Annotated in this window: 9 protein-coding genes, 1 tRNA gene and 2 rRNA genes (1 of these 12 running past the window's edge); 6 read left to right on the top strand and 6 right to left on the bottom strand. The window is 62.7% G+C overall.

Features of this window, described 5'->3' with window-relative positions:
• Nucleotides 1-33: 33 nt before the first annotated feature.
• On the bottom strand, nt 34-573 hold the full coding sequence (locus ACYG9R_RS15190; RefSeq protein ID WP_023672953.1) for an invasion associated locus B family protein: 540 nt from the start codon (nt 571-573) through the stop codon (nt 34-36).
• 270 nt (nt 574-843) lie between these two features.
• On the opposite strand from ACYG9R_RS15190, the gene ACYG9R_RS15185 reads away from it, so the two are divergent.
• The 5 genes from ACYG9R_RS15185 to ACYG9R_RS15165 all read left to right on the top strand — a co-directional run bounded on the left by ACYG9R_RS15185 (nt 844) and on the right by ACYG9R_RS15165 (nt 15,398).
• A complete protein-coding gene (locus ACYG9R_RS15185) occupies nt 844-13,164 on the top strand; it encodes a beta strand repeat-containing protein (RefSeq protein ID WP_460221834.1) in 12,321 nt (4,106 codons plus the stop codon).
• Between the two features lie 118 nt (nt 13,165-13,282).
• Complete coding sequence (locus ACYG9R_RS15180) at nt 13,283-13,789, top strand: phage tail protein (RefSeq protein WP_023672955.1); 507 nt, start codon at nt 13,283-13,285, stop codon at nt 13,787-13,789.
• 12 nt (nt 13,790-13,801) lie between these two features.
• On the top strand, nt 13,802-14,323 hold the full coding sequence (locus tag ACYG9R_RS15175; protein WP_023672956.1) for a phage tail protein: 522 nt from the start codon (nt 13,802-13,804) through the stop codon (nt 14,321-14,323).
• A gap of 9 nt (nt 14,324-14,332) precedes the next feature.
• On the top strand, nt 14,333-14,860 hold the full coding sequence (locus tag ACYG9R_RS15170; protein ID WP_023698848.1) for a phage tail protein: 528 nt from the start codon (nt 14,333-14,335) through the stop codon (nt 14,858-14,860).
• A gap of 10 nt (nt 14,861-14,870) precedes the next feature.
• Nucleotides 14,871-15,398, top strand: coding sequence for a GNAT family N-acetyltransferase (locus ACYG9R_RS15165; protein ID WP_023835059.1), 528 nt, complete (start codon nt 14,871-14,873; stop codon nt 15,396-15,398).
• A 15-nt stretch (nt 15,399-15,413) separates the two neighbouring features.
• Here ACYG9R_RS15165 and ACYG9R_RS15160 read toward each other — a convergent pair whose 3' ends face one another.
• Both ACYG9R_RS15160 and ACYG9R_RS15155 read right to left on the bottom strand, forming a co-directional pair.
• Complete coding sequence (locus ACYG9R_RS15160; protein ID WP_023698850.1) at nt 15,414-15,992, bottom strand: 2OG-Fe(II) oxygenase; 579 nt, start codon at nt 15,990-15,992, stop codon at nt 15,414-15,416.
• Nucleotides 15,993-16,064: 72 nt separating this feature from the next.
• Complete coding sequence (locus ACYG9R_RS15155) at nt 16,065-16,334, bottom strand: DUF6916 family protein (protein WP_023672960.1); 270 nt, start codon at nt 16,332-16,334, stop codon at nt 16,065-16,067.
• A gap of 238 nt (nt 16,335-16,572) precedes the next feature.
• Between ACYG9R_RS15155 and ACYG9R_RS15150 the strand changes: the two genes are divergently transcribed.
• The gene (locus ACYG9R_RS15150) at nt 16,573-17,367 is read left to right on the top strand and encodes a SapC family protein (RefSeq protein WP_023698851.1); all 795 of its coding nucleotides are present in this window, start codon (nt 16,573-16,575) and stop codon (nt 17,365-17,367) included.
• Between the two features lie 322 nt (nt 17,368-17,689).
• On the opposite strand, the gene ACYG9R_RS15145 is transcribed toward ACYG9R_RS15150, so the two are convergent.
• From ACYG9R_RS15145 to ACYG9R_RS15135, 3 genes are all read right to left on the bottom strand, one after another.
• Nucleotides 17,690-17,766, bottom strand: a tRNA-Met gene (locus ACYG9R_RS15145).
• A gap of 320 nt (nt 17,767-18,086) precedes the next feature.
• A 5S ribosomal RNA gene (gene rrf / locus ACYG9R_RS15140) occupies nt 18,087-18,201 on the bottom strand.
• A gap of 202 nt (nt 18,202-18,403) precedes the next feature.
• Nucleotides 18,404-19,498, bottom strand: a 23S ribosomal RNA gene (locus ACYG9R_RS15135); it runs 1,706 nt beyond the window's last position.

The raw sequence follows: 19,498 nt of genomic DNA, 5'->3' as shown, positions 1-19,498 counted from the left end.
GCTGATGCTTACGCATCTGCCGAGATAGGCCGGCTATTTCAACGCTTGAAGCTTGTCGATCGCGGCAGTGAATCCGGCAAGCGAGACCGGAATGGTCACCGGCTTGCGCGTCACCGACTCCATGCCGATGTTCAGGTTGGTTCCCGATTTCATCGCCTTGACGAGGTCCGCCGACAAAGGGGTCGCGGCATAGGCGCCGTTCTGGTCGCTGGTCTGGATGGCAATGGTCGTCTTCTGCCCCTGGTCGATCTGGTACGAGGCGCCGGAAGGCAGGAACAGCCCGTGCGGCAAGGCCAGCAGCATGGCGAGGTTGCCATTGCCGTTGTCGCGGCGAACCGTAACGGTAAGAACGCGCTGCCCCGTCTTGGCCTCGGTAAGGTTTTGGGAGACCTGGCATTGAAGCTCGATGCCGGCCGATCCGCTGGCGCAGTTTAGCGCCCATGGATTGCCTTCTGCAGGCTTGGTCTCGGCGGATGTGGTTGACTTCGGCTCTTCGGCAAGCGCCGACCCTGCCGTCACGACCAGCCATAGCGCGCCGACCCAGGCGGCCCGGCCACAAACGGTTCTCAGCAATGAAGCCACCCGATCCTCGTCGTGTCAGGGTTTCGCCGAGCGCGTTGATACAACAGCCGAGCCTGGCGGGGAAGCCAATACGGTACATGAGCTCGGGCTAAATTACTGTTGCTGAATTGTCACAATAAACAACTTTGAAATCTTGTACGTGTAAAGCAAACAATCATGCTCGCTATACACTGGGATTCGGATAGTATTAGCGACGGAGCGTGTACTCGTCGGGGTTCGCAAGGGATGGAGACGACCGAGAAAACTCGGCAGATCAATGACATGGCGACGCACGGAAGAAGCTTCCGGGCGAATAGCAAGTATCGCCGGTCAGGTTTTTCCAGGCATCTCTGGAAGACGACTGCGCTGTCCACTCTGGCACTTGCCCTTTCCGGCATAGCCGCCCATGCCGGCGACACCGGACTGTGGCAGCCGCAGGTCCGCGCCATCATCGGCGCCAACAACAATGGCGGCAACACGGCGATCGAGGGTTTCCTGCCGCTGAAGCAGAACCTCGAATCCGTTCTCTTTCTCGATGTGCGCTCGAAATACGATTTCGACGACGGCTTCGGCCAGGACGTCGGCCTCGGCGTTCGCCGCATCGTGAATCCGGATCTGATGATCGGCGGCTACGCCTATCTCAACATCCAGAACCACGACAGTCACCAGTTCGTCGCCTCGACGCTCGGCCTCGAGGCCATCACCTCAAAATACGATGCGCACGTAAACGTCTATCTGCCGATCAGCGGCGACCGCAGCATGGCCGGGCAAGAGTCGAGCCTGTCGCTGGTCGGTCATCAGCTGATCGAGCAGATATCGGCCATCGCCCACCGCGATTACGCGGCCTGGGGCATCGAGGGCGAGGTCGGCGTTCAGGTGCCGCTCAACCTGCCCGAGAACCATTCACTGCGTTTCGATGTCGGCGCCTACCATTTCGGCGATCCCGACGGCGACGACGGCAGCATCACCGGCGCCAAGGCCGGCCTGGAATATTCGATCGGCGACGTCATCGGCAAAGGCACGTCGCTGACCTTCACCGGCGAGGTGCGCAACGACAACCGCGATGACACCCAGTTCGCCGGCAGCATCCGGCTGACGGTGCCGCTCAACGCTTTCGACAAGGGCTCGTCTTCGGCCGATGACGGCGCCGAGCCGGTCTATCCGGTCAGCCCCGGCCTGCGCAAACGCGTCAACGAGCGCGTGCGCGGCGACATCGGCGTACGCATCGAGAGCCAGGACAAAGTTACCGGCACGTCGACGCGGGTGGCGATCAATGCCGCCACCAACACGGCATTCGGCCAGTTCTTCTTTGCCGATGGTGACAACGACGCGCTCGGCCTCGGCACGATCGGCGACCCGACCACGCTCGACAATGCGGTCGCCGGCGCCGGCGCGAACGGCGTCGTCGTCGCGCTCGGCGGCAAGGGCAACATTACGACAGCCGGTGTGACGCTCGCCAACGGCCAGACCGTCATCGGCGGTGGCGGGGGCGTCCAGGCGCGGCTCGTCGACGGCAGCATCGGCACCTACAATTTCGGCGGATCCAACGGCACCCTCCAGGGCACCAACCCCGCCAACAACGTCCTGACGCTCGCCAACGGCAACACGCTGAGCGGCATCATCATCACCGGCGGCAAGGACGGCATCTTCGGCAACAACATCGCCGGCGCCACGCTGACCAAGGTCACCGTCACCGGCACGGTCGGCCACGGCGCCGACTTCACCGGCACCTCGACCGGCGTCAATGGCTCGAACTTCACCGCGACCGACAACGGCCTCGACGGACTGCATATCGAAGGCGACGGCGCCTATAACTTCACCGGCACGACGCTGCTGCAGGGCAATGGCGACGACGGCCTGGATATAACCGGCCACGGCACCTACACTTTCGCCACCCTCAACGCGCTCGACAACAACGATGCCGGCATTACCGTTAAGGGCACCGGGGTCGCCGGCTCGATCACCATCACCGGCGGCCAGGTGTCGGGCAACAAGGCGCTCGGCGACGACGGCGTCGGTGTCTTCATCGATCCGATCACCGCCCATATCGTGCTGGATTCGATCACCCAGACCGGCGGCGCATCGGGCGTCGTGCTCGAGAATCTTTCGGGCAGCTTCACCGTCAACGGCGCGACGACGATCTCGAACACGACCGGACCGGGCATCGCGATCACGGATTCGCCGGCCGCGATCCGCTTCGGCGACATCGACATCACCAATCCCGGCACCGACGGCATGGTGTTTGCGGGCGCCAACACATCAATAATTGCCGGCAACATCGTCATTGCTGGCCTCGGCTCCGGCGTCGGCCTCGATTTCTCCGGCAGCCAGACGAATTTCACCGCGCAGTCGCTCAACATCACTGGCACAGGCGCCGCCGGCTCGATCGGCATCGATCTGTCTTCCCCGAGCGCGGGCGGGGCAACGATCGTCATCACCGATGGCGGCGCGATCGCCAATGTCGACACCGGCATGCGCTTCGGCATTTCCGGCTCGCCGGCCAATTCGGCCAATGCCCAATTCAGTTTCGGCGGCGGCTCGATTGCCGGCATCACCGCCTCCCTCGACGCGCGGGGGCTCAACCAGACGCTCGGGCTCTATGCTTTCGGCTCGACGACCTTCAGCGGCCCGCAGCTGTTCGACCAGCAGAATGTGATTTTCGTCGGCGGCGTCGGATCATTGGGTGACGGCTCTTCCACGTCTAGTCTGCTTGCGATTAACCAGGCTGACCTTATCACCAACGGCACCGCGATCTTCGTGCTGGTCAATGACGGGACGCCCATCGACGCCTCTGGCGGCTTCTCGCTGAGTGCCGGACAGACAATGGCTTCGTTCGGCAACGGGCGTACTTTCTCGCTCGGCGGCATTCCCGTCAACGTCACCGGTGACAACGTCAAGCATGACCAGGTCGTCTCGGATCCAGGCGGCGCAGCCACGCTGACCAATACCGGCACCGGCGACGCCGTGACGCTGGCCAACAACACGTCGCTGCTCGACTTCAACATCGCCGGTGTGGCGAACGGCAATGGCGTGCATGGCAGCGGCGTCAGCAATGTCACGATGTCGGGGCTGAATGTTTCAGGCGCCAGCCTGAACGGCGTGCTGTTCGATGGCGCCATCAACAATGTTTCCGCCGACAATTTGAACTCAAGCGGCAATACCGGCAGCGGCCTGCTCATCGACAATGGTGGCGGAACTTACAGTTTCACCGGCACGACGACACTCTCGAACAATACCGGCCACGGCCTGTTCATCGTCAGCGGCGGAAACTATGGATTCGAGACGCTCGATGCAAAGGACAATGGCGGCTTAGGCATCTTCGTCAACTCGACGGGCGGCGGAAGCCTGACGACGACCGGCGGCACGGTTTCGGGCAACGGCCTCCAGGCCGTCTATGTCGTCACTTTCGGGCTTATCAACCCGATGGCGCTCAATGTCACGCTGGACATGGTGAGCCAGTCCGGCGGACAGAGTGGAATCGGCCTGGGCAACGTCGGCGGCAATTTCTCCGTTACCGGCACGACGACGACCTCCAACACCCTTTTCGACGGCATTTTCATCACAAACAGCGCCGCCACGGTTGATTTCGGCGGCGCGGCCACCATCACCCAGCCATCGCGCGACGGCATCTCGATCAACAACAGTTCCGGCGCCACCACGTTCGGCACGGTGACGATCAACCAGGCCGGCGTGAACGGGATCCTCCTCAATGGCAATTCCGGCGCGGTAACGTTCGGCGACGCCAGCATCGGCCAGCCGACCCAGAGCGGCATCGACGTCCAGGGCGCCAACGGCACGATCAGCTTCGCCAACATCGACATCACCGGCCTGCCCACAGGCAAGACCGGGCTCGACCTGTCGGGCAGCCAGTCGACCTTCACCGCCACGTCGCTCGACATTGCCGGAGCTGGCACTTCCACGGGCATCGACCTTTCCGGCACCACCGGCGGCTCGGTGACGATCGGCACCGGTGTGATCTCCGCCGGCACCGGCGTCCAGATGGGCACCAACGGCGCGGCAGGCACCAGCGCAAACACGACCTTCTCGTTCGGCGCCGGTGTCGGCACCAGTTCGATCACCGGGACGACCGCCTCGCTCGACATGCGCGGCCTGCTAGCCGGCAACGGCACCTATGCCTTCAACGCCACCCATCTGGTCGGCCCGCAGCTGTTCGACACCGCCAACGTCATCTTCGTCGGCGCAGCAAACACCGGGACCGGCTCCGGCGCGAGCGTTGGCGACCTTATCAACGCCGACGCCGCCGACGGTCTGACGACCGACGCCAACACCATCTTCGTCCTTGTCAACAACGGCGCTGGAACCATCAACACCGATGCCGACGGCTTCACGCTTGCCGACGGCCAGCAGATCGTCTCCTTCGCCAACGGCAACACCGTCGCTCTCGGCGGGCCGCCGGCCAACGTCACCGGCGCCGAGGTGGTTACTTCGGGCACCCAGGTCGATCCGTTCGGCAATGGCGCCGCCACTCTCAACAACTCGGCCGGCAGCACCATCGATCTCGCCAACGGCAACCGCGTCGCCGACCTCAGCCTCAGCAATGCGGGTTCGGGCTCGGCGATCAACGGATCGAATGTAAACGCGGCCACCATAACCGGGGTGACGATCAGCAGCGCCGTAACCGGCATCGACCTGACCGGCGCAACGGGTGCGATCAACATCACCAACACGACGATGGGCGGCGTCAGCGGCACCGGCCTGCTGGCCAGCAACTTCGGCGGCACCGGCACCTTCAACAATTTGGATATCACCGGCGCCGGTATCGGCGTCAGCGTCACGGGCGGTTCCACGGGCACGCTGACCTTCGACAATGCGAGTTCGATCGCCGGCACGACGGGCACGGCGCTCAGCATTCTTGGAGCAACGCCTAACCTCACCTACAACGGCACCATCAATCAGACGAGTGCCGCGAGCGCGGTCATGATCAGCGGCATGACCGGCGGCTCCGCCACCTTCGCCGGCCAAATCACCGCCAGCACCGGCGCGGCCAACGCCATCGACCTGACCGGCAATGCCGGCGGCACGATCAATTTCACCGGAGGGCTCGACCTCACCACCGATGGCGGCCTTGCCTTCAGCGCCATCAATGGCGGCACGCTCACCGTCACCGGCACCAACACGACCGCATCTGGGCTCGGCCCTGTCGAAAACGGCATCCATCTCGGTGGCGCCGGCGGTTTGACCATCGGCGCAGGCGGCGTCATTTTCGACAGCGTCACCGTCGACGGCTCAGGCGGCGCCGTGCAGACCGGCATCCTCATCGAAAACACCAGCGGCGGCAGCGTCACCTTCGGCGCTGTCGACATCAATCGCGTCAATGGCGACGCCATCCGCCTCACCAACGTGGCCAACGCCGTTACCTTCAATGGCACGACGACGATCGACACGGTTGTTGGCGGTGGCCCCGGCTTCGTGGTGCAAGGCAGCGCCGCGACGGTCAATGTCAACAATCTGGTGACGACGCTGGTTTCGGGCGACGACGTCAGCCTGACCAACAACACCGGCACGATCAACATCGGCGGCACCATCACCGGTTCCGGCACCGGCAACGGCGTCGTGGTTTTTGGCGGCAGCGCCGCGATCACGGTCTCGGCCAACATCTCCAGCTCGGCAACAGCACCAGGCACGGCGGTCAAGATCGACGGCACCATCGGCGGCTCGGCCCAGTTCAGCGGCAGCGTCACGTCGACCGGCACCGGAAATCTGTTCGCCATCGGCTCGACATTGCCCCCGGCAGGCGGTGCGTTCAGCTTCACCGGCCCGACCCTGTCGGCGAGCGGTGGCGGCGGCGCGGTGGTCGGTGGCCTGATCGGCACCGCAACGTTGAATGTTACCACCCCGCTATCGATCACCAATGCCTTGGGCACCGGCCTGTCCGTCTCCGGTGTCGCGAGCACCGCATCGGCAACCTTCGGGGCGGTGACCGTGACGGGCGCCGGCGGCATCGGCATCAACATTGTCGGCAATGCCGGCCCGGTGACCTTCGGCACGACCCAGGTCACGCTGGGCACCACGAGCGGCACTGCCGGCATCAACTTCGCCGGCACCAACAACGATGTCAGCTTCGGCACGACCACCATCGACGATGTCGGCGCCAACCAGACCGGCATCGACTTCAGCGGCTCCTCGACGACGGCCGATTTCGGCCTGACGACGATCACCGGCCTGGGCGACCTGACCTCGCGCGGCATCGACCTGTCGTCGACCACCGGCAACAAGGTCATCACCTTCCTGCAGGGCTCGAAGATCGACAATGTCGGCATCGGCGTCGAATTGTCGTCCGGCCAGACCACGGCGACCTCCGCCAATGCCAACTTCACCTTCGGCGACGGCGATTCGACCGACGGGCTGGAATCCTTCATCATCGCCGCCGCCGGCGGCTTCACCGTCAACACGGTCGGTCTCGATCCGACGCTCGGCAACTACGATTTCGACGACGTGTTCTTCACCGGCAGCGCCAACCTCGCCACCGCGCCCGGTTCGATCACGCTGGTCTCGCAGTCGGGCGGCTTCATCGCCGCCGGCACGACCGGCAATCTCAGCATGGGCGTCAACACCATTTCGCTCGCCGCCGCCGATGCGCTGACCGGCACGCAGAACTTCGCCTTCGTCGGCACGATCAATCTCGGCGCCACCGCCTTCACGCTCGATTCCGGCCAGACGATCACCGGCTTCGGCAACAGCAATGTGGTTTCGACCGGCACGATCCAGCCGGCCAACGTCCAGGGCAATTTCGGCGCCACCGGCGGCAACATCACCGGCGACGAGGCCGTGGTCAGCGGGACGGCCAACCTGATGCAATTGCTCGGCGACAACGCCGTGCGCCACACCGCTTTCGACTTCAGCAGCGCGACCGGTGCCGCCTTCCTCATCGATCAGAGCGCGGTCGGCTTCAGCAATGCCAGCGGCATCACCATCGAAGGCGTGACGATCAGCAACGTCGCCGCTGGTCAGACGGCCATCCAGGTCGCCGGCCTCAACGGCAATCTGTCGATCATCAACAACAACATCAACGTTGCCGGCACGCTGCTCGACGTCAACGGCGGCACCGGCGCCATTTCGGTGTCGCGCGGCATCCTGCCCAACAGCGCCACTCCGGGAACGCTGACCGGTGGCGGCATCAATATCGCCAACCGCACCGGCGGCGCGGTGACCTTCACCGACCAGGTGACGATCACCGGCGGCAACGGCGTTTCGATTTCGGGCGGCAGCGCGGCAGCTGCGGTCAACTTCAATGGCGGCCTCGACATCACGACATCGTTGGCCACCGGCCTCAGCCTTTCGGGACTGAATGGCCTCACCGTCGCCAATGCCGGTTCGACGACGATCAACGCCACGGGCCAGACCGCGCTGTCGCTGCAAGGCACACTCGGCGCCGGCGGCGTCAATTTCGACAGCATCACCTCGAGCGGCGCCACCAGCGGCATCATCCTCAACGGCGTCACCGGGGCGGTGAATGTCTCCGGCGCAACCAGCATCACCGGCACCGGCAGCTTCGGCATCGACGTCACCGGCGCCAACACCGGCACGTTCACCTTCAACACGGTGACGGTGAACAACGTCGCGACGACCGGCGGCGGCATCAACTGGGTCAGCGGCAACCTCAACATCGCCGGCCTCGCCAACATCGACACGAGCAGCGGCGTCGGCTTCTCGCAAAGCGCCGGCACGGTGAACTTCCTCAACGGCCTGACCATCGATACCACCAGCGGCACCGGCATTGTCGGGACCGGTGGCGTTATGGGCATCACCGCTTCCGCTGCAGCCCAGACGGTAAATTCGACCAGCGGCCAGGCGATCAACCTCATCAACGTCGCCGCCAGCATTGCGCTCGACTCGACCTCGTCGGGCGGCGGCACCAACAATGTTGGCCTGGCCAATGTCACCGGAACAGTCAGCCTCGGATCCGGCGCATTGAGCGGCGCTTCGGGCGTCGCATTCCAGCTCACCGGCGGTGCTGCGACCGTCAGCTATGGCGGCACGGTCACCAAGACCACCGCCGGCAAGATCGTCGACATCTCCGGCGTCACCGGCGGCACGGTCACACTGTCCGGCGCGCTCAGCGCCACCGGCGGTTTCGACAATGGTATTTATGTCCACGGCAACTCCGGCGGGACCATCACTCTCAGCGGTGGCACGAAGACGCTGACCACTGGCGCCAATACGGCGGTCGACTTGACGACCAACACCGGCGCGACGATCAACTTCGATACGGGTGGCCTGGTGATTACCACCACCTCCGGCACGGGCTTCAACGCCAGCGGCGGTGGCACGGTCAGCGTCGGCGCGCTCCTCAGCGACAACAGCATCACCACGACGGCCGGCGGCACCGCGTTGAACCTCAATGGCGTTACGATTGGCGCTGCGGGCATGAATTTCGACAGTGTTTCGGCCACTGCCGCCGCAACCGGCATCTCGCTGACCAATATCGCCTCGTCCGGCGGCGGGGCCATCATTCTCGGCACGGTCAACCTGCAAGGCATCACCACGCGTGGTGTCGATGTTTCCGGCACGCTTGGCGCGGCGCTGTCCTTCAACGATCTCGACATCGGCCTGAACAGCACCACGGGCGTGGCCTTCGACCTCAACGGTGCCACCATCAATGCGGCGGTGACGGCCAATGACTTCGATGTCACCAATGCCGCCGCCGCCGGCACCTCGATAGGCGTCGACCTGCGTGGCACCACTGGCGGCCAGACGGTACGCCTCGGCGATGCCGTTGTCGGCGGCGCCAGCTCCAGCATTGCCGGCGTCAACACCGGCGTGTTCCTCAACAGCGCCACCAACCTCGCTTTCACCTATGGCGACGGCGAATCGGCGACCGACCAGCTCTCGACCATCGGCGCCAATGTAGGCATCGACGCATCCAGTGCGCCGGTTGCCGGCACCTACAATTTCCAGGATGTGAACTTCCAGTCGGCTCCCGGCCTGGGCTTCGGAGTCGGCAAGGTCTATTTCGTCGGCGCGTCCGCGACCGGTGACGGCAGCGGTCGCGACCAGAACAATCTCGCGACGCTGGCCACCGCCGAAGCAGCAGCCGTGGCGACGGACATTCTGGTTCTCGTCAACGATGGCGGCACCATCACCGCGGCAGGCAGCAATGGCAACGACACGCTGGCTCTCGCCACCGGCGAGCAGGTGCGCGGCTTCGGCAACGGCAACATCAATCTGGCGCTGACAGTGCCCTCCACCATCCAGCTCGCCAGCAACAGCATCTCGATCATCGACCAGACGCCCAATGGCGCCGCGACGCTGACGACGAGCGCCGGCAACAATGTCATCACGCTCGGCGCCAGCGGCAACATCATCGACGGCTTCATCCTGAATGGCAGCCCGGCGGGTGCCGCGCGTGGCGTCAAGGACAATGGCGCGGGTGCTGCGAATACCGTCATCAGCAACATGACCATCAGCAATTTCGCCACGCAGGGTATCGAGATCACGCCGTCAAACAGCACGACGATCAACAACGTTACTTTCTCCGGCAACGCCAGCGATGTGTGGCTGAACGCGTCCAACACCACCATCACCAACGTCACCAGCACCGGCGCCACCGGCATTGCTTTCAAACTCGACAACACCACCGGCACGACGACGCTGACCAACGTCAACATCACCACGGCGGCGACCGGAACCGGCATCGCCTTCGGTGGCGCGTCGGGCGCTGGCGGCACGATTGCCGGTACCAATGTCGACATATCGGGCGGCAGCGGCCTTTCGGTGACCGGCGGCAACGCGGTGATCAGCTTCGACGGCGCCAGCTCTATCATCAGCACGTCGGGCGCGGCGGCCACGATCTCGACCCGCGCTGGCGGCAGTTTCACCTTCGCCGGCTCGGTGATCGCCAATGGCGCTGCCAGCGGCATTAGTATTTCCGGCGCGACGGCGGCCAATACGGTGAGCTTCACCGGTACGGTCGATCTCGGCACCACGACGCCGATGACCGGCACCGCAGTCGCAATCAACAACGGCGCCACGGCCTCGACCGTCAGCTTCGCAAACCTCGACATCGTCACCAACGGCACCACCGGATTCAGCGCCATCAATGGCGGCACGGTCAATGTGACGACCGGCACGGTGAGCTCCACTTCCGCGCAGGCGGTCAACCTCAACGGCATCGCCACCACCACCGGCATCAATTTCACCTCTACCAATTCGACCGGCGGAACCAACAACGTGTCGCTGACCAATGTCACCGGCGCCGGCACTGTCAGCCTCGGCTCCGGTGCGCTCGGCGGCGCGACCGGCGCGGCCTTCCTGGTCACCGGCGGCTCGGCCAATGTCAGCTATGCCGGCTCGGTCACCAAGACCACGGCCGGAAACGTCGTCAGCATCTCCACCCGCACCGCCGGCACCACGACATTGTCGGGCACTCTCAGCGCCACCGGCGGCGTGGCCAACGGGATCCTCGTCAACGCCAACACCGGCGGCACGATCAACTTCTCCGGCGCCAGCAAGATACTGACCACCGGAGCCAACAATGCCGTCGACCTGACGGCGAACACCAACACCGCGGTCAACTTCACCGGCGGCGGCCTAGCCATCACCACCACCTCCGGCACCGGCTTCAACGCCACGAGCAACGGTACTGGCACCGTGACCGTTATCGGCTCGGGCAACACGATTTCGACCGGCAGCGGCGTCGCGGTCAACCTTGACAGCGTTGCCATCGCGGCGGGCGGCGTGACCTTCGCTTCCACGAACAAAGGCGCCGGCGGCACCAGCGCCGTCATCCTCGATACCGTCACCGGTTCGGGAGCGATCGACCTCGGCACCGGCGCGCTGGTGGGCGGAACAAGCGCCGTGATCCGTATCGGCGATGGCCTAGGCACCGCCAACAGCGGCGGCACGGCGGCCTTCACCTATGCCGGCGCGATCACCAGCGGCAGCACCGGCCAGGCGGTCAACATCCAGGATCGCGCCCTGACCGCCGGCAACATCACCCTGTCGGGCAACATCACGCATAATGCGGCGGGCCAGATCGGCCTCCTGCTGGACGACAATGTCGCCGGCATCATCACCTTCTCCGGCGCGTCGAAGTCGATCACCTCGACCACGGCGGCTGGCGTCAGCCTGAGCGACAATACCGGTGCGACGATCAACTTCACCAATGGCGGGCTGGTCATCGCCACCACCAGCGGCGCCGGTTTCAATGCCACCGGCGGCGGCACGGTGACGGTGCAGGGCACCGGCAACACCATCGCGTCCGGCACGGGCACGGCGCTTAATGTCGCCAACACGACGATCGGCGCCGGCGACGTGACGTTCAGGAGCATTGCGTCCAATGGTGCAGCCAACGGCATCGTGCTCAACAACACCGGCACCAGCGGCAATCTGGTGGTGACCGGCACCGGCGCGACGGGGGGCAGCGGCGGCACGATCCAGAACTCGACCGGCGATGGCGTCAGCCTGACCGACACTCAGGATGTCAGCCTGAGCAACATGATCATCAGCGACAATGCGGGCAACGGCATAAAGGGGCTGCGGGTCAACGGCGTGGTGCTCAACGGTCTGACCCTGAACAGCAATGCCGATGCCAACACCGAGTCCGGAATCCTGTTCAACGAACTTACCGGCAACGCCTCGCACGTCACCACGTTCACCAACCTCACGGTCTCCAACTCATTCACCCATAACGTGCAGGTCATCAATTCCGGCGGCACGTTGGCGAACCTGGTGGTGAGCGGCGGCACGTTCTCGAACAACGGCGCCTCGAACAATGCCGGCAGCGACTTCATCTTCGAGGCGGACGGCGCCGGTGTCGCCGGCGCGCCGACGATGACGCTGACCGTCGACGGCGCAACCTTCACCGGCAACAACGCCTATCCCGGACCGGGAGTCATCCCTGGAACCGGTCTGTTCGTCATTGCCAATGACGGCACCGTCAACGCTCACATCGGCGAGACCACGGGAAATCTATTCAACAATCTGAACAACGGCATCAACCTCACCCAGAGCAGCAATTCCGGCGCCGGCACGGGCGGCAATCTGAATTTCACCGTCCGGAACAACACCGTCACCAACAGCGACTCGACGGCCATCAACGTGTTCAGCAGCGGCGACCTCGCACGGACGCTTGACGGCACAATCGCCAACAACGTCATCGGTACGCAAGGCGTAGCAACCTCGGGATCGCGAACCGGCAACGGCATCAGGGTTGGGCATGAAAGCCTCGGCGTCGCCAAGGTGCTGATCGACAACAACATTATCCAGAGCATCGGCGTCAACGGCATAAGCGGTGGCGACAGCGTCTCGATCACGCAGCTCGTGCAGCCGGGCACCGTGCACGCGGCGGTCACCAACAACACCATTCGCGACAATGCCGACAGCCGCGGCATCACGGTCACCGCCACATTTGCCGGCGCTATCATCAATGCCGACGTTCATGCCAACACCATCACCAACGTCAACAACGCCAATGCCATCCGCTTCCTCGCGGACGGCCTCGGCGGCGCCGACGGCACGATCAACGTACCGCAGGCGAGCGAGGCCGGTATCGAAACCGTCAATGGCGGGGCAACGGCACTGACGGACACCCGGACGTTCTTCAACCAGCCGCTGCCACTGCTGCCTGCCGCGACACCGTAGTCAGCAACCTTGGATTTCGTCCTAGGAAATATATTTTATGAATCTGATATCGACTTGTTGTCTTACTTAGGCATAATACAAGAATTCAGACAGTAAGCCGCCAACGAAGGGAACGGGGATGAGCGAGCCTTATTTAGGTGAAGTCAAGATCATTTCCTGGAACTATGCACCGCGCGGCTGGGCATTTTGTAACGGCCAGTTGTTGCCGCTTAACCAGAACCAGCCATTGTTCTCACTTCTTGGCACCAGGTACGGCGGCAACGGCCAGACAAATTTTGCCCTTCCGGATATGAGGGGACGTGCGCCGGTTCATACGGGCGGCCCTATCGGTGCAATTGTCGGCGGCCAGGGCGGCGAAGAGTTTCACACGCTCACGCTCGGCGAAATGCCGACACACAACCATTTCGTCAACGCATCGAACACTGCCGGCAACGTCAACAATCCATCCGGCGCGCTGTTGGGGGCGAACGCCAGCCCGATCTATCAGCCGCCTGGCAGCGCGGTGGCTATGGCGAAGGAAAACATCACTTTCGTCGGTGGCGGCCAGCCGCATGAGAACAGATCGCCCTATCTCGTCTTGAATTTCATCATTGCCCTGCAAGGCATATTCCCGTCGCGAAATTAAGAGGACGCTTCGATGAGCCAACCTTTTGTCGGCGAGATCAGGATGTTCGGTGGCAATTTCCCTCCGAATGGCTGGGCGTTCTGCCAAGGCCAGTTGATGCCGATCTCCGAGAACGAAACCTTGTTCAATCTGATCGGTACGACCTATGGCGGCGACGGGGAGGAAACATTCGCCCTGCCCAACCTCGCATCCCGCATCCCCGTCCATGCTGGCAAGGGCCCGCTGGTCAGCCAGACCTATATCATCGGAGAACTGGGCGGGGTCGAATCCGTCACTGTTTCAACCCAACAAATGCCGAACCATTCCCATACCTGGACCGGTTCGTCGAATATCGCCAAGAATCCGGGTCCGTCCGGCGGTGTCCTGGCGACATCGAGCCTGCTGACGCCCTATGTGGGTATCGCACCTGATGGCAACATGGCCGCCGGAGCCATTTCGCCGGCCGGCGGCAGCCAGCCTCACGACAATATGGTGCCGTTCCTCGCCGTCAGTTTCATCATCTCGCTATTTGGCATCTTCCCCCAGCAAAGCTAGAGACTTGCCATGACCAATCCGTTCGTCGCCGAAATTCGAATTTTTGCCGGAGATTTCGCCCCGACGGGGTGGGCGACCTGCGATGGCCAGCTCCTGCCAATCTCGCAGAATACGGCGCTGTTTTCGCTGCTGGGCACAGTTTACGGCGGCGACGGCAAGTCGACCTTCGCGTTGCCGAATATGGCTGGCTCCGCGCCCATGGGGCAAGGACACGGCAATGGCTTGTCGGAGCGGTTTCTCGGCGAGACGGGTGGCGAAACGTCCATCACCCTTCTGCAAACGGAAATGCCGCAACATAATCATTTTGTCGCGATGTCCACCGAGAGTGGCGCCCAGGGAACTCTTACCGATGCGGTTGTTCTGGGGAAGTCGGGGGGCGGAACGCTGTATCAGAACAACACTTCGCAAAATCTGGTCCAGATGGACCCCCAGGCACTGAGCATGGCGGGCAGTACGTTGCCTCACAACAACCTGCCTCCCTATCTGGCGATGACGTTCATCATTGCCATGCAAGGCGTTTATCCGGCGCGTCCGTAAGCGCCACTCCATGATCCAGCTTCCGATTGTGGACAACGGGCCTGTTATATTTTGCTGGGTGCGCGCGGCGCGGATTGATCTGACGTTCCGCCCGATGGCGGACGCCGATCTGCCGTTCCTGTCGGCGCTCTACGCCTCGACCCGCGCCGAAGAACTTGCCGTCACGCCGTGGAGCGATGCGCAGAAAACGGCGTTCCTCGACATGCAGTTTCAAGCGCAGCACGCGCATTACCAGAAATACTATCCCAACGCCGACTGGCTGGTGATCGAGCAGGCAAGGCAAGATATCGGTCGCCTGTATATCGAGCGCTCGGCGAGCGAGCATTGCATCATAGATATCGCCTTCCTGCCGGCGCATCGCGGCAAGGGGTCTGGCGGTGCGTTGCTCGCCGATCTCATCGATGAGGCCGCCGCCGTCGGCAAGTCGGTCTCGATCCATGTCGAGAAGAACAATCCAGCGCGGCGGCTCTACAAACGCCTCGGCTTCACCGTTGCCGAGGACAAGGGCCTCTACGACCTGATGATCCGTTCGCCGTAAGGGTCGTGCCGGTCGTCACGTGCCGCGATACCAGGAGACGATGGTGAAACGTTCGTTGCGCGTGACCGGGGTGACTTCATGCGTCGTTTCCGAACGAAAGGCGACGAGAGAGCCCGGCAACGCGGGCATGGCAACGCGCAGGCCCGGGCCGCTGTAAGGCCCATGCAGGACCAGCGAGCCGCCTGCATAGCTTTTTGGCGAAGGGTTGTCCGATTGACGGTTGAGAAAGATCACCACCGAGATCTTTCGGAACCGCGACTCGTCGTGAATGAGCGGCGTGTTGCCATCCTGGTGCGGCACAAAGAAATCGCCTTGCCGATAGTGAAGGAACTGAGGTTTCTCGACCTGGCCGAGCAGCAGCCCGAAATGCCGCTCCAGAGCCGCCTTCTGCTGCGCCAACAGGGCACTCACTCGCTCTTCAGTGGCCTGCGAAACATCGGCGCGCACGGTCTTTCGGATCTCCGGCCATGCCATCTTCTGGTCGGCACGCCCCAGCAGGCCGGCCGGACGGCCCAAGGCCGCCCGAATTTCCGCGCACAGTGCGCTACACGCCGCTCCGTCAAATACGTCCGCAATCTCGATATAGTCGATCATATGTCGAGCCGCCGCGCTGCCAAATCGCCCTGATGGCCGGAGCGTCCCCGTGGCCGATCCGGTCGAAAAAAATCAGTTGAATACCGCCTCGTAAAGCCGCCCTGCCTCATCGGCAGCGATCGGCACGATGAAGATCTCATGGGCGCCGCTTTTGCCGTTGAACCGATAGATAGCCTGCGGCAGCGCCGCGTCGCGCGGCCCCCTGAACAGCAGCGTGAAGCCACCGCCGTCGCGCGGGCTGTTGGCAATGGGCTGCACCGCGCTCAGTTCCATCGTGAGCGTCTGACCGCCGGCTTCGACGGAAAAGCTCTGCCCCTGCTCGAAATCCGAAAGCGATGCCATGCGCCTGCCCTGGTTCGTCTGTCTTTCAGACGGCTCTCTTGAGATGTCTATCCCGTCAGCCAATCTCGCCGCTTCATGGCGTGCTGTCTATAGAGCTCGATCTCCAGAAGTACAAAAGAGCACGATCAAACAAACAGATAGATTTATCTTGGCCATGTAGGGTGAAGCAGCCGTCAACGCGTTGCGCACCGGCAGCCACTGGCCTAAACCGGAATGGTATAAGAGGAGAACACTAGGGATGACTGACGCGAAAACAGACACGGCCCCGGCCGGAAGCACCGCGACAAACGCGCTGCCGCTGTTCTACAAAAAACCCGAGGCGCTCAATCCGCTGCGGCACGGCTCACTCGGCCTTACGGCGCGGGCCGATTTCTCCTTTGCCCGCACCGCGCACGCAATCCCCGTCGTCGCCTCGGAAATGCCGGCGGCAATGCGCTCCTACCCGATCGTTTTCATCGGCGACGCCAAGGCGCCTGTCATCATCACCGGCCTGCGTCAGGACCAGAACCTGTTCGTCGGCGCCGACGGCAAATGGGCGGAGCCGCATTACATTCCCGCCTATGTCCGCCGGTACCCCTTCATCCTGGCCGATGAATCGAAAACGACCGGCCGCCTGACGTTGTGCATCGACCGCGCCAGCGAACGCGTCGTCGAGCAGACGCCTTCGTCCAAGGGCGGCGACGAGACCGCGCCCTTCTTCGACGGCAACGAGCCGGCCGAGGCCTCGAGGCAGGCGCTCGCCTTCTGCAGCCAGTTCCAGACCGACTTCAATGCGACTCGCGCCATGATCGACAAGATCGACGCGCACGGCCTGTTCGCGCCGCGGCAGAGCAAGGTGACGCTGGAGGGCGGCGAGACCCTCAACCTCACCGACTTTCAGGTGATCGACGAGCCGGCCTTCAACAAATTGAGCGACGAGGCGTTTCTTGATCTCAGGAAATCCGGCGCGCTTGCGCTGCTCTATTGCCATCTCGCCTCGAGCAACAGCTGGACCTCGCTGGCCTTCCAGGCGTCATTGCGGCGAGCTGGCTGACGCGGCCCGCGACGAAAAGCTTCGGCAAGGCGCGGGTTGTTTAAATCAACGGTTCGCGCCTTCGCACGACGATCTCTCCGCGGCTCGAATCATGCTGTTGTCGTGCAGATCGCTTGCCATGACGGGTTGGCGAACTTCCTAATGCTCGACGTATAGCTTTCGCGAATGCGCCGAGGCGGCATCAATCCCCCGGTTCGCGGACCTCTCAATAAAGCCGAGCACGCCAACCTTGCTGCCCTCCTCAATCGTTGAATAGTCGGTCGCGGCCATAGATCGCGGTCCGAACGCAAAAAGCCCGCGTGAAGCGGGCTGTTTTTGATGTTGGTTGCGGGGACAGGATTTGAACCTGTGACCTTCAGGTTATGAGCCTGACGAGCTACCGGGCTGCTCCACCCCGCGTCACCTCCAGGGCAAGCTCTTGCTTGCTCCGGACTCTCCAGGGCAAGCTCTTGCTTGCTCCGGACTCTCCAGGGCAAGCTCTTGCTTGCTCCGGACTCTCCAGGGCAAGCTCTTGCCTGCTCCGGATCTGAAGCAAGCGTTTGCTTGCTTATCTGGACGTAAGCCTGGGCCTATGAACAGGATGGCTTACACATAGGTATATGGCTGACCAAATGAAAGGGCCGCTTGCGCGGCCCGTGATCCCTTGGCGGGCCTTTTCGTAGAGAGAAGATTTCAGTTTCATCCGGTTTGCGGATGAGAGTTCAACGTGCGTTTTGCAGACCTGGCAGCGACCTACTCTCCCGCGTCTTGAGACGAAGTACCATCAGCGCTGGAGCGTTTCACGGCCGAGTTCGGAATGGGATCGGGTGCAGCCGCTCCGCCATAACCACCAGGTCGGCAAAACGCACGTTATATCGAGAAGCTGTTTTTTCGTGCCAAGGCGACGTTTGTGTTTTGCTTACGGGCGTAAGCCCGCAAGCGCGACTGCGCGTCGCCGGTTTTCCGGCGCCCTCGCGGAGCATAGGCCCTGTAAGGGCCGCTCATGCGTGAGCGCTGGTCAGATCATCGTGTTTCACGATGAGCATAAGGAATGAGAACGATCAAGCCGATCGAACTATTAGTACCGGTAAGCTTCAAGCGTTGCCGCTCTTCCACACCCGGCCTATCAACGTGGTCGTCTTCCACGGTTCTCAGGGAATACTCGTTTTAAGGTGGGTTTCCCGCTTAGATGCCTTCAGCGGTTATCCCGTCCGGATATAGCTACCCTGCTATGCGGCTGGCGCCACAACAGGTCCACCAGAGATCCGTCCATCCCGGTCCTCTCGTACTAGGGACAGATCCTTTCAATATTCCTACACCCACGGCAGATAGGGACCGAACTGTCTCACGACGTTCTGAACCCAACTCACGTACCGCTTTAAATGGCGAACAGCCATACCCTTGGGACCTGCTCCAGCCCCAGGATGCGATGAGTCGACATCGAGGTGCCAAACAACCCCGTCGATATGGACTCTTGGGGGTCATCAGCCTGTTATCCCCGGCGTACCTTTTATCCGTTGAGCGATGGCCCTTCCACGCGGGACCACCGGATCACTATGACCGACTTTCGTCTCTGCTCGACTTGTCAGTCTCGCAGTCAGGCAGGCTTATGCCATTGCACTCAGCGAACGATTTCCGACCGTTCTGAGCCCACCATCGCGCGCCTCCGTTACTCTTTAGGAGGCGACCGCCCCAGTCAAACTACCCACCATACATTGTCCCGGACCCGGATAACGGGCCGCGGTTAGACATCCATAGTAATAAGGGTGGTATTTCAAGGGTGGCTCCACCTGAGCTGGCGCCCAGGTTTCAAAGCCTACCACCTATCCTACACATGCCACTACGAATGCCAATGTAAAGCTATAGTAAAGGTGCACGGGGTCTTTCCGTCTAACCGCAGGAACCCCGCATCTTCACGGGGAATTCAATTTCACTGAGTCTATGCTGGAGACAGCGGGGAAGTCGTTACGCCATTCGTGCAGGTCGGAACTTACCCGACAAGGAATTTCGCTACCTTAGGACCGTTATAGTTACGGCCGCCGTTTACTGGGGCTTCGATTCAGAGCTTGCACCCCTCCTCTTAACCTTCCAGCACCGGGCAGGCGTCAGACCCTATACGTCGTCTTGCGACTTCGCAGAGCCCTGTGTTTTT

It is taken from the genome of Mesorhizobium sp. RSR565B (genome assembly GCF_054719465.1).
Note: the sequence above shows the minus strand (reverse complement) of the source record. Positions and strands in the feature narration are given on the sequence as shown.